This window comes from Saccharopolyspora sp. NPDC003752 (assembly GCF_053605825.1).
This window is the reverse complement of sequence record NZ_JBSGJZ010000070.1, coordinates 16,179-27,268: the sequence shown is the minus strand read 5'-3', so window position 1 is coordinate 27,268 and position 11,090 is coordinate 16,179. Positions and strand designations below refer to the sequence as shown.

At 68.8% G+C, this 11,090-nt stretch carries 12 protein-coding genes; 6 read left to right on the top strand and 6 right to left on the bottom strand.

Going from position 1 to position 11,090, the window contains the following annotated elements; genetic code table 11:
• Positions 1-123 precede the first annotated feature (123 nt).
• The gene (locus ACWEV3_RS42445; RefSeq protein ID WP_452619337.1) at positions 124-828 is read right to left on the bottom strand and encodes a TetR/AcrR family transcriptional regulator; all 705 of its coding nucleotides are present in this window, start codon (positions 826-828) and stop codon (positions 124-126) included.
• A gap of 111 nt (positions 829-939) precedes the next feature.
• Between ACWEV3_RS42445 and ACWEV3_RS42440 the strand changes: the two genes are divergently transcribed.
• A complete protein-coding gene (locus tag ACWEV3_RS42440) occupies positions 940-2,502 on the top strand; it encodes an FAD-dependent oxidoreductase (RefSeq protein WP_452619336.1) in 1,563 nt (520 codons plus the stop codon).
• Positions 2,503-2,774: 272 nt separating this feature from the next.
• Here the strand turns inward: ACWEV3_RS42440 and ACWEV3_RS42435 are convergent, their stop codons facing one another.
• Positions 2,775-3,752, bottom strand: a complete 978-nt coding sequence (locus tag ACWEV3_RS42435; protein ID WP_452619335.1) for a TIGR03564 family F420-dependent LLM class oxidoreductase — start codon at positions 3,750-3,752, stop codon at positions 2,775-2,777.
• Between the two features lie 85 nt (positions 3,753-3,837).
• On the opposite strand from ACWEV3_RS42435, the gene ACWEV3_RS42430 reads away from it, so the two are divergent.
• A complete protein-coding gene (locus ACWEV3_RS42430; protein ID WP_452619334.1) occupies positions 3,838-4,473 on the top strand; it encodes a TetR/AcrR family transcriptional regulator in 636 nt (211 codons plus the stop codon).
• A gap of 48 nt (positions 4,474-4,521) precedes the next feature.
• Here the strand turns inward: ACWEV3_RS42430 and ACWEV3_RS42425 are convergent, their stop codons facing one another.
• Positions 4,522-5,655, bottom strand: coding sequence for a glutathione-independent formaldehyde dehydrogenase (locus ACWEV3_RS42425; RefSeq protein WP_452619333.1), 1,134 nt, complete (start codon positions 5,653-5,655; stop codon positions 4,522-4,524).
• Between the two features lie 219 nt (positions 5,656-5,874).
• Between ACWEV3_RS42425 and ACWEV3_RS42420 the strand changes: the two genes are divergently transcribed.
• Entirely contained in the window at positions 5,875-7,029 is a 1,155-nt protein-coding gene (locus tag ACWEV3_RS42420; protein ID WP_452619332.1) for an alkaline phosphatase PhoX, read from the top strand.
• Positions 7,030-7,150: 121 nt separating this feature from the next.
• The gene (locus tag ACWEV3_RS42415) at positions 7,151-8,305 is read left to right on the top strand and encodes an alkaline phosphatase PhoX (protein WP_452619331.1); all 1,155 of its coding nucleotides are present in this window, start codon (positions 7,151-7,153) and stop codon (positions 8,303-8,305) included.
• On the opposite strand, the gene ACWEV3_RS42410 is transcribed toward ACWEV3_RS42415, so the two are convergent.
• Positions 8,283-8,705 (bottom strand): hypothetical protein, encoded by a 423-nt coding sequence (locus ACWEV3_RS42410; RefSeq protein ID WP_452619330.1) that lies wholly within the window; start codon positions 8,703-8,705, stop codon positions 8,283-8,285. The two genes, ACWEV3_RS42415 and ACWEV3_RS42410, sit on opposite strands and share 23 nt — an antisense overlap.
• Positions 8,702-8,944, bottom strand: a complete 243-nt coding sequence (locus tag ACWEV3_RS42405) for a zinc finger protein (RefSeq protein WP_452619329.1) — start codon at positions 8,942-8,944, stop codon at positions 8,702-8,704. The genes ACWEV3_RS42410 and ACWEV3_RS42405 overlap by 4 nt, the downstream gene beginning before the upstream one ends.
• Positions 8,945-9,151: 207 nt before the next feature.
• Between ACWEV3_RS42405 and ACWEV3_RS42400 the strand changes: the two genes are divergently transcribed.
• On the top strand, positions 9,152-10,012 hold the full coding sequence (locus tag ACWEV3_RS42400; RefSeq protein WP_452619328.1) for a helix-turn-helix domain-containing protein: 861 nt from the start codon (positions 9,152-9,154) through the stop codon (positions 10,010-10,012).
• A 21-nt stretch (positions 10,013-10,033) separates the two neighbouring features.
• The gene (locus tag ACWEV3_RS42395; RefSeq protein WP_452619327.1) at positions 10,034-10,237 is read left to right on the top strand and encodes a DUF397 domain-containing protein; all 204 of its coding nucleotides are present in this window, start codon (positions 10,034-10,036) and stop codon (positions 10,235-10,237) included.
• 18 nt (positions 10,238-10,255) lie between these two features.
• Here ACWEV3_RS42395 and ACWEV3_RS42390 read toward each other — a convergent pair whose 3' ends face one another.
• Positions 10,256-11,032 (bottom strand): alpha/beta fold hydrolase, encoded by a 777-nt coding sequence (locus ACWEV3_RS42390; RefSeq protein ID WP_452619326.1) that lies wholly within the window; start codon positions 11,030-11,032, stop codon positions 10,256-10,258.
• Between the last annotated feature and the right edge of the window lie 58 nt (positions 11,033-11,090).

Sequence of the window (11,090 nt, the reverse complement as noted above, 5' to 3'; positions counted from 1 at the left end):
GTCCCACTTCCTCCAGGCATGCCCCAGCCGTCGCCACACACCAAACCAAGCGACCCTGTTCGTCCAATCCTTACTGAGATCACCTCAATGGAAATCGAACCTCTGATTTCCATTGAAATTGCGTCAGACCGAGTCGGTGGCGTGGGCGGCGATGCCTCGGATGAGGATGTCGAGGCCGAACTCGAAGCGCTCGCCCTCGTCGCCGGACATCAGTGCCGGGAGGAGGGCGACGATCGTCGGGAATCGGTCCGCCGGGAGCTCCGCGAAGTAGCGCCCGATCATCTCCATCCGCTCGCCCCGCTCCGCGTCGCTGAGGCCGAAGTCCGCGCTGCGCTCCATGGCGACCGCCGTGGCGAACAGGGCGAGGGTGTCGACGGAGAACGCCACCACGCGGTCGGAGAATCCGGCCGAGCGGAGGACGGCCATCATCGCCTCGGAGACGATCAGCGCGTTCGGCCCGGCCGGCGCCGGGGTGCGCATCACGACCTGCGCGATGCCCGGGTGCGCCGTGAGCACCTCGACCTGCTGGCGGATCAGGTCCTTGAGCGTCTCCTGCCACTTCTCCGGGTCGAGCTCCGGCACCCGGATCTCGCCGATCACGAGGTCGAGCATGAGTTCGTGCAGCTCGTCCTTGTTGCGGACGTAGGCGTAGAGCGAGGCCGCGCCGGTGCCGAGCCGCTGCGCGACCTTCCGCATGCTCACGGCGTCCAGGCCTTCGCTGTCGAGCAGTTCGAGCGCGGTGCGCACGATCAGCTCCAGGCTCAGCGGCCGTTTCGCCGCCCGGTCGCGCACGGCGCGCTGCTGCCAGGGCGGAACCGGCAGGGACATCGTTCACCACTTTCTCGATCGGTGCTTCGAACACCGTACTTGACTCGAACACTGTTCGCGAGTAGAACATCGTTCGTAAGTCACGAACACTGTTCGCAAGAGGGGTCACCGATGTCCGAACGAACTCCAGTCCTGATCGTGGGCGCCGGGCTGTCCGGCCTGTCGACCGCCGTTTTCCTGGGCCTGCACGGCACGCCGTCGCTGGTGGTGGAGCGCCACCCGGGCACCTCCACCCACCCGAAGGCGCGAGGCCAGCAGAACCACGTGATGGAGGCGCTCCGCCTCGTCGGCCTCGAATCCGCCATGCTCGACGCGTCGCCCAAGAGCCAGGGATTCCTGCTGCGCATAGCGCAAAGCGCGAGCGGCCCGGTGTTCCGCGAGATCCTGCACGACACCTTCCTGTCTCTGGACCACCTGACGCCGGCGGGGTCGGCCGACGCCAGCCAGGCGAGCGCGGAGCGCATCCTGGCCGAGCGCGCCCGCGAACTGGGCGCCGAGATCCGCTTCTCCACCCGACTGGATTCCTTCGAGCAGGACGAGAACGGCGTCCGCGCGGTGCTCACCGACGCCACCGGAACCCGCGAGGTGCACGCCGACTACCTGGTCGCCGCCGACGGCCACCGCAGCCCGATCCGCGAGCGGCTCGGCATCGGCACCCATGGCCGGGGCACCCTCGGGCACTCGATCCACTGGCTGGTCCGCGCCGACCTGTCGGCCGTCGTCGGCGACCGCCAGGTCATGTACTACCTGCAGAACCCGGAGCTCTCCAGCGGCAACGGCGTGGTGGTCAGCACCGATCACCCGGACCAGTTCGTGGTCGGCGTCGGCTACGACCCGGCGCACGAGGAGCCGGCGGACTTCACCGAGGAGCGCAGCCTGGCGCAGATCCGGCTGGCCACCGGCGTGCCCGGGCTCGACGCCGAGATCCTGGCGACGGACAGCACGGTGACGACCATGCAGGTGGCCGACCGGTTCAGCGCCGGCCGGGTGCACCTGGTCGGCGACGCCGCGCACACCATGCCGCCGCACGGCGGGATGGGCGGCAACACCGCCGTGATGGACGGCTTCTACCTGGCGTGGAAGCTCGCGGCGGTGCTCCGCGGCGAGGCCGGGCCGGGGCTGCTCGACAGCCACGACGCGGAGCGGCGGCCGGTGGGCGAGCTGATCGCGGAGAACCAGTTCCGGAACGCCATCGTGCGCAACCGGCCCGACCTGGCCCGGGAAGGCGACGCGCCGCCGATCGAGGACCCGGCCGTGCTGCTGTTCGGGTATCGGCACAACGGCGCGGTCGTCCGGGAACCCGGCGACGAGGGCGAGCTCCTGGAGAACGCGACCAGCCCGACGGGCCGCCCGGGTTCGCGCGCCCCGCACGTTCGACTGTCCACTCCGGACGGAGAGGTGTCCACGATCGACCTGTTCGGCCGGGGTTTCGTGCTGCTGACCGGATCGGAAGCGTGGGCCGGGGCCGCCGAGGAGGTCGCCACCGCGCTGGGGGTCCGGCTGGAACCGCAGCTGATCGGCGGCGAGGTGACCGGCGACTGGACCGGGCCGTACGGGGTCGGCGCGGACGGGGCGGTGCTGGTCCGCCCGGACCGCTTCATCGCCTGGCGCAGCCGGGGTCCCGGCACAGCTGCCGACCTGGAGAAGGCGCTCCGCACCATCCTCGACCGCTGAACTCCGCACGGGTGTGCAGTTTCAATGAGGTTTTCCAACCTCGATTTGCGTGGCGGTGCGGGTAGCGGAACCTCAGAGGCTCCCTGGACTGTGGGTGCCCTGACTTATGTATGTCCAATACACGGCGTCAGGGCCGTCCTCGCCAGGAAGCCTCTGAGAACCCGCGGCGGTGCCGGTTGCAAGGGTGGGCTATGCGCCTGCGGCGCATGCGACACCCCATCGACGTGCAGCTTTACGACCCGCAGCTGCGGGCCGGCCAGGATGAAAAACGCTCAATTGAAACTGCACACTCGTCGTCGGCTCGGAGCGTGGTTCGCGGCCAGCTCGCCGAGGAGTTTCCAGGTCCGGCGCTCGTCGGCCGCGGAACCGATCGCGGTCTGGGTGTAGATGAGCTCGGTCGCGCCCGCCTCGAAGTACGCGGCCACCTGCTTCGCGATCGACTCCTCGTCCCCGATCGCGACCAGGTCGGCGGGGTTGTCGATCCCCTCGCGGTCCAGCGCCGCGCGGTAGGACGGAATGGTCCCGTAGTAGGCCATGTTCGCCTCGGCGCGAGCCCGGGCGCCCGCCACGTCGGAGGTCACCACGCCGGAGACGATCACGGCGATCCTGGGCTCCGGCCGCCCGGCGGCTTCGGCGTAGCGGCGGATGGTGGGGACGGTGTACTCGGCCAGCGTCCGCGGCCCGGACAGGATCGGCAGCGCGCCATCGGCGAGTTCGGCCGCCGCGCGCAGGGTCAGATCACCGGCCGCCGCCACCAGCACCGGCACTCGCGGCCGGGCTCCGGGCACGCTCGCGGGGAGCGTCGTCCTGGCGACCAGCGTTTCCCCGCTCAGGTCCACCGAGCCCGATTCGAGCAGCTCGCGCAACGCCGCGAGGTATTCGCGCAGGTGGCGAACCCTGGGATGCGGGGCGATCCCGTAGGTCTGCTCGACGAACGACTTGATCGACAACCCGACTCCGAGCGTGAAGCGTCCGCGGCCGGCGGCCTGCGCCGTCTGGGCCTGCATCGAGAGGGCGATCGGGTGCCGCGGGTAGATCGGCACGACCGCGGTGCCGACGTCGATGCCCGGGACTTCGCGGGCGGCGAGCGCGGCCACCGTGATCGCGTCGTGGTCGAACCGCTGGGTGAACCAGGCCGACGTCAGCCCGGCGGCGGCGAGCTCTTTCACCTGGCCGATGAGGGCGTCCACGGAGTTCGCCTCGCCGGAGAGCGAGGTGTGGTCGGTGGGCAGGGCTACACCGATGCGCATTCGCGTGCTCCAATCAGTTCCGGAGCACAAAGCTTAACTCGGTTAGAAAATTAACCGAGTTAGAGACCGTGCTAGCCTCGATGACGTGGCAGAACGAGCCGGACTCCGGGAGCGGAAGAAGCAGCGGACTCGCACGGCGATCGCGGACGCGGCGATCGCGATGTTCCTCGAATCCGGTTTCGACGCGGTGTCCTGCGCCGACGTCGCCGCGCGGGCCGAGGTGTCGAAACCGACCCTGTTCAAGTACTTCCCGGCCAAGGAAGACCTGGTGCTGCACCGCATCGCCGACCACGAGGGCGAAGCGGCAGCCGTGGTCCGTGACCGGGCGACGGGCGAAGACCCGCTCGCCGCGCTGCGGCGCCACTACCTGGCGGCGCTCGCCGCGCGCGATCCGATCACCGGTCTGAACGACAGCCCGGAAGTCCGGGGCCTCCACCGGTTGATCGACGGCACGCCCAGCCTTTCGGCCCGCATGCTCGGTTTCGCCGAGAGGAGGGCCGAGGCACTGGCGGACGCGCTCGTCGAAGCCGGCGCGCCCGCGGGCATCGCGACCCGCATCGCGGCGCACCAAGTGGTCACGGCGCTCCGAGTGCTCGCCGAGGAGAACGTCCGCCAGGTCGCCGGCGGCCGCTCCCCCGACGAGCTCCACCCGGAGGCCGTCGCAGCCGCCGAGTGCGCCTTCGACATGCTGCGCACCGGCATCTGCGGCCCCGTGTCGTGAGCGGCTGTGGTCGTCATGGCGACCACAGCCGCTCACGACCTCTGAAGCTCACGGGTGCAGGACGACCTTGGTGTATCCCTCGATCCGCTGGTCGAACTTGCGGTAGGCGTCCGGGGCCTCCGTGAGGGACAGCTCGTGCGAGACGACGAAGCTGGGCTTGGCCCGGCCCGCGATGATCATGTCGCGCAGCTGCCGGTTGTAGCGCTTCACGTTGCACTGCCCGGTGCCGATGACCTGGCCCTTCTCGAACATCCGGCCGACCGAGACGAGCAGCATCCCCTTCTTCGCCTCCTCGTTGGGCCCACCGGGATCGGCCGGCACGTACAGGCCGGGCACGCCGAGCCGTCCGGTCGGGCGCACCGTCTCGATCAGCGAGTTCAGCACGATGGCCGGCTCCTCCTTCGAGCCGTCGCCCACCTGCGCCTGGTAGCCGACCGCGTCGACGCCCTTGTCGGTGCCCTCGCCGTCGGTCTGCTCCTTGATCATCTCGACCGGGTCACCCGCGGAGAAGTCGATCGGGATGGCCCCGATCTCCTCCGCCTTGGCCAGCCGCTCCGGCACCCGGTCGACGCAGAACACCCGCGCCGCACCGCGCAGCAGCGCCGAGTAGGCGGCCATCAGCCCGACCGGTCCCGCCCCGTACACGACGACGCTCTCGCCCGGCGAGACCTGCGCGAGCTCGCAGCCGTGGTAGCCGGTCGGGAAGATGTCGGCCAGCAGCACGAAGTCGGCCTCGTGGCTGCCGTCGGCCGGCAGCTTCAGGCAGTTGAAGTCGGCGAACGGCACCCTCAGGTACTCGGCCTGCCCGCCGGTGTACGGCCCCATCGCGACGTAGCCGTAGGCGCCGCCGGCGAAGCCGGGGTTGACGGTCAGGCAGAAGCCGGTGTTGGCCGCCATGCAGTTCTTGCAGAAACCGCAGGCGACGTTGAACGGCATCACGACCCGGTCGCCGCGGTTCAGGCTGGCCACGCCGGAGCCGGTCTCCTCGATGATGCCCATGTTCTCGTGACCGAACACGATGCCCGGTTCGGCGGCCGTCCGGCCCTCGTACATGTGCAGGTCGGAGCCGCAGATCGCGGTCGAGGTGATCCGCACGATCACGTCGTTGGGGTGCTGGATCGTCGGCCGGTCCACCTCGTTGATCGCGACCGAGAAGGGCTCCTGGTACACGACTGCCTTCATCGTTGACCACCTCCGAGTGGAAGACGCGCGAATTCCTTCTGGCTGCCGACCAGGGATTACCCCGTTCGGGAAGCCCCAAGACACTGCCGGGCGTCACCCGAACGAGGGCCGTGCGGGGAGTTGCCGGACCAGGTCCGGTGGGACCGAACGGCGGTAGTTGGCATCCGCCCGGTTCCGACAGGATGGGGATCCGCCGCCGACGGACTGAAGGGAGTCGTTGTGCGGCGTCGTTCTTTTCTCCGCGCTGCCGTGATCGGTGGCGGCGTTGCCGCCTTCTCCGGCGGGTTGTGGACCGGGGCCGCCGTGGGCGGGCCGATCCGCCGGGTGGCTGAGAGCCCGTACGGGCCGCTACTTCCGGCCGATGACAACGGGATCGAACTGCCCGAGGGGTTCACCAGCCGCATCATCGCGCGGTCCGGTGAGAGCGTCGAAGGCACGTCCTACACCTGGCACGACGCGCCCGACGGCGGGGCCTGCTTCGTCGACGGCGACGGCTGGATCTACGTGTCCAACTCCGAGATCGAGCCGGGCGGCGGCGTCGGCGCGGTCCGGTTCGACTCCGGCGGCGGCATCGCCGACGCCTACCGCATCCTGGACGACACGCGGCGCAACTGCGCCGGTGGGGCGACACCATGGAACACCTGGCTCTCCTGCGAGGAAGTCGGCTACGGGTACGTGTTCGAGACCGACCCGTGGGGCGCGAAGGACGCGGTGCGGCGGGACGCGATGGGCAAGTTCAACCACGAGGCCGCGGCCTGCGACCCGGTGCGCAAGGTCATCTACCTGACCGAGGACGAACCGGACGGCTGCTTCTACCGGTTCCGGCCGGACAACTGGGGCGACCTCGGCGCCGGTGGGCTGCTGGAGGTGCTGGTCGCCGGGCCGGAGACCGCGGGCAAGGCCACCTGGGCGGAGGTCCCCACGCCGACGCCCGACGACGGCGACACCCCGACCCGCGAGCAGGTCTCCGACGCGAAGCACTTCGACGGCGGCGAAGGCTGCTACTACGCCTCCGACAAGTGCTGGTTCACGGCCAAGGGCGAGAACCAGGTCTGGCAGTTCAACGCCGCCGACGACACCTTCGAACTCGTCTACGACGGCGGCGGCGAACTCGGCGGCGTCGACAACGTGACCGGCACTTCGTCCGGCGATCTCTACGTGGCCGAGGACGGCGACAACATGGAGATCTGCATCATCACGCCCGACGACGTGGTGGCCCCGGTGGTCCGGGTGAACGGCCAGGACGAATCCGAGCTGTGCGGGCCCGCGTTCAACCCGGCCGGCGACCGGCTGTACTTCTCCTCGCAGCGCGGCACATCAGGCTCCTCCTCCAGCGGCATCACCTACGAGATCACCGGCCCGTTCCGCCACTGACCCGGGCCTGCGCCGGTGAGCCATGAGGTCGCGGATTCGCCCCCGAACGGCGGTAGTTGGCGCCCGATCGGTTCCGACACGATGGGGGTCCGCCGCCGACGGGTCGTTGAAGGGAGTCGTTGTGCGGCGTCGTTCTTTTCTCCGTGCTGCCGTGATCGGTGGCGGTGTTGCGGCCTTCACCGGCGGGTTGTGGACCGGGGCCGCCGTGGGCGGGCCGATCCGGCGGATCGCCGAAAGCCCTTACGGGCCACTGCTTCCGGCCGATGACAACGGGCTCGAACTGCCCGAGGGATTCACCAGCCGCGTCGTCGCGCACTCCAGCGACAAGGTGAAGGGCACCTCCTACACCTGGCACGACGCGCCCGACGGCGGCGCCTGCTTCGTCGACGGCGACGGCTGGATCTACGTGTCCAACTCCGAAGTCGAGCCGGGCGGCGGCGTCGGCGCGATCAAGTTCGACTCCGGCGGCGGCATCACCGACGCCTACCGCATCCTCGACGACACGCGACGCAACTGCTCGGGCGGCGCAACCCCTTGGAACACCTGGCTTTCCTGCGAAGAGGTCAGCTACGGGTACGTGTTCGAGACCGACCCCTGGGGCGTCAAGGAGGCGGTGCGGCGGGACGCGATGGGCAGCTTCAACCACGAGGCCGCGGCCTGCGACCCGGTCCGGAAGGTGATCTACCTGACCGAGGACGAGCCGGACGGCTGCTTCTACCGGTTCCGCCCGAACAACTGGGGCGATCTGGGCGCGGGCGGGCTTTTGGAGGTCCTGGTCGCCGGGGATGGAACATCGGGCAAGGCGTCGTGGGTGGAGGTTCCGGAGCCGACGCCTTCCGAAGGTGACACCCCGACGCGCGAACAGGTCTCCGAGGCGAAGCACTTCGACGGCGGCGAGGGCTGCTACTACGCCTCCGACAGGTGCTGGTTCACCACCACGGGCGACAGCCGGGTGTGGCAGTTCAACGTCGCCGACGACACCTTCGGTCTCGCCTACGACGGCGACGGCGAACTCGGCGCCGTCGACAACCTGACCGGCAGCTCCTTCGGTGACCTCTACGTCGCCGAAGACGGCGACAACCTGGAGATCTGCATCATCACCCCGGACGACGTAGTGGCCCCGATGCTGCGGATGACCGGCCAGGATTCCTCCAGCCTGACCGGCCCGGCCTTCAACCCGGCCGGCGACCGGATGTACTTCTCCTCGCAGTACGGCCCGTCCGGCGAGTTCTCCGACGGCTACACCTACGAGATCAGCGGCCCCTTCCGGCACTAGGTACCCGTGAGTGGTTTGGGGCGCTATAACACCCCAAACCACTCACGGACCCCGGCCAGCCGAAGCCTGCCGCCAGCCGGATGTCGATGGGCAGCCGCGGGTGCTCGTCGATGTCCCACCAGAGCCGGTGGCGGCCGACGTACTCCGTCATCGGCTCCTCCGGCCACCGGATCTCCTCCTCCGCCGGATCGTCCGCAGTTTCAATTGAAACTGCTGCGGAACGCTCGGCTTCTAGTGCCTCGGTGAGCTGCCAGACCATCACCGCTCCCGGTCCGGCACCGGCGTGCTGGCCGGTGCCGCCGCGTATCGGTATCACCGCGAGAACTCCTGCCACGGCGGCGAAAGCTCCGATGGCTGCGAGGGATCCGACCGGATTCTGGATCAGGTTCAGGAGAATCACGACGCATCCTCCTCGCGGGCTTGCGCATCGCGACGGGATCTCGCTTCGTCCCAACAGGATTCGCAGGTGGGGGCGAGCCATTCGACCTCGGTGGGCGTGCCGACGGTCAAGGTCATCCCGCACAGGGTTTCCCGGCATTGACCGGGCTGCGGCGGCTGGTCCGGATGCAGGCCGTGCCGGATGCCGCCGAAGGGCCGCCAGTAGGCGACCAAGCCCCGCTTCTGGAACAGCTCGAACACGTTGCCTCCCAACCGTTGTCGGAGAGACGGTGACCCCGGCCCGGGGGTCGGGGGAGGGGGCGAGACCGGAGCCACCGTCGAGCAGTAACAGTCCGTATTGCTATCGTTACCGCCTGTCTCGACCGTATGGCACGCCTTGTTAATTACATAGCTGCGTCAACCAGACGAGTTTGATCTCGTGCGTAGGAATCGCACGGAAGGAGCAACATGGCACCGGTCTCCCCAACCGTTGCAGCGTGGTCGCTCGGCCTGCGAGTGCGCGAGAAACGAGAAGAAACCGGGCTCAGCGGTGCTGCCGCCGCCAAGCAGATCGGAATCGCAGCCGCGTACCTCTCCGATGTCGAACGCGGGAAGAAGAACCTCTCGGCGGACCGGCTTGAGATCTTGTTCGGCGTCTACGAGTTCCCCGAGGACGAGACCGAAGAGATCCGTAGCCTGCGCGAACAAGCGACACGTCGCGGCTGGTGGACCAAGTATTCGGCTCTGTTCAACGAAGACCTGCTGCGCTACTTCGGCTTCGAGCACGGCGCGGAAAGCCTGCGGACATACGGAAGCGACCTGATCACCGGACTGTTGCAGACCGAGGACTATGCGCGCGCCATCATCGAATCGGGCGCACCAAACCTGCGCCTCGCCGAGGTCGACCGCCGAGTCCAGTGCAGGATCACTCGGCAGCAGCGGATCGTTGGAGACGAGCCGATCCAGATCATGGCTGTCATGAGCGAGGCGGCGATCCGGCAACAGGTCGGCGGCGAGGAAGTTCACCGAGCACAACTCAAACACCTTGCGGCGCTGATCGATCAGTACCCGGGCTCGATCGAAATCAGGATCGTGCCGTTCCAAGCCACGGGGCATCCGGCGATGGGCGGCTCGGGCTTCTCGCTGATGACCTTCCCCAGCGGGCAACTTCCAACTCTGCTCTGGCAAGAGACCGTCACGTCGACACAGCTCATCATGGATGCGTTGACCACCCGCGAATACGGGCTGGCTCATGCAGAAGCGACGAAGAACGCGCTGAGCAGCGAAGATTCATATCGCCTGATCAAGCAAGGGTTCAGCCGGAGGTAACTTCCAACTACAGTCGAAAACATGAATCCTGTCGTCCTGGCTGCTCTTCGCGAAGCAAGGTGGCGCAAGTCCAGCCAAAGCGAATCCAACTCGTACTGCGTCGAGGTCGCCGTGACGCCGGGTGCGGTCGGGGTCCGCGACACCAAGGACCGCGCCGGCGGCAGCCTCACCTTCACCCGGGGCCAGTGGGCCGATTTCCTCGCAGCGCTGCGGCAAAGCGCCTGATCAGGTGCCTACCCCGGCTCACCGGAGGAAGTCCGTGATCGCCGTCGCCCACTCCGCCGGGCTCTCCGCCGCCATCGCGTGGCCGCACGGCAGCTCGACGGCTTGGGATCCGGCGATGCCCGCCAGGAGCTCTCGGGCGTTCGCCGCCGAGATCAGCTTGTCCTCCGCCGCCGAGATCACCAGCGCCGGGGCGCTGATCTCCGCCAGGTCCGCGCGGACGTCGACTCGTTCCAGCAGGTCCAGGTGGTCGTCCATGCCCGGCGGCAGGTTCTCGGCGAACTCCGCCACCAGCTCCGCGATCTCGTCCTCGGTGCGCTCGTCCAGCCAGCTCCGGCCGAACACCACCATCGCCAGGTACGACGCCAACGTCCGCTGGTCGGCGGTCCTCCCGAGCTCGCGCCAGATCCGCACCGCGAGCCGCAGCTGGGGATTCGGGTAGGCGAAGCCCGCCGAGAGCACGAGGGCGCGCACGCGGTCCGGGTACCGGGAGGCGATGCGCACGGCCACTGGCGAGCCAGTCGAGAAGCCGAGGACCGCGAAGGTGCTGAGCCCGGCGCGGTCCGCGCTGCGCATCAGCGCATCGGCCAGGCCGTCGATGGTCAGCGGCGTTCGCGCGCGGGGCGTGTTGCCCGAGCCCGGGAAGTCCGGTGCGACAACCGTGTGCTCCTCGGCGAGCCGTTCGATCAGCGGGCCGAAGCTGTCCTGGATGTCGCTGCCCGCGCCGTGCGCGAGCAGCAGGCCCGGGCCTCGGCCGCGGACGAAGTGGTCCAGCTCGGGGTTCGATGCGTCCGACATGAACCGAACATAGAATTTCCCATCGATGTGAAGGTTCTGCGATTGTGGTGGGGGTCAC

Coding starts and splice junctions, on each gene's coding strand:
- ACWEV3_RS42445 (WP_452619337.1), bottom strand. CDS start 828: ATGTCCCTGCCGGTTCCGCCCTGGCAGCAGCGCGCCGTGCGCGACCGG.
- ACWEV3_RS42440 (WP_452619336.1), top strand. CDS start 940: ATGTCCGAACGAACTCCAGTCCTGATCGTGGGCGCCGGGCTGTCCGGC.
- ACWEV3_RS42435 (WP_452619335.1), bottom strand. CDS start 3,752: ATGCGCATCGGTGTAGCCCTGCCCACCGACCACACCTCGCTCTCCGGC.
- ACWEV3_RS42425 (WP_452619333.1), bottom strand. CDS start 5,655: ATGAAGGCAGTCGTGTACCAGGAGCCCTTCTCGGTCGCGATCAACGAG.
- ACWEV3_RS42400 (WP_452619328.1), top strand. CDS start 9,152: ATGGCACCGGTCTCCCCAACCGTTGCAGCGTGGTCGCTCGGCCTGCGA.
- ACWEV3_RS42395 (WP_452619327.1), top strand. CDS start 10,034: ATGAATCCTGTCGTCCTGGCTGCTCTTCGCGAAGCAAGGTGGCGCAAG.
- ACWEV3_RS42390 (WP_452619326.1), bottom strand. CDS start 11,032: ATGTCGGACGCATCGAACCCCGAGCTGGACCACTTCGTCCGCGGCCGA.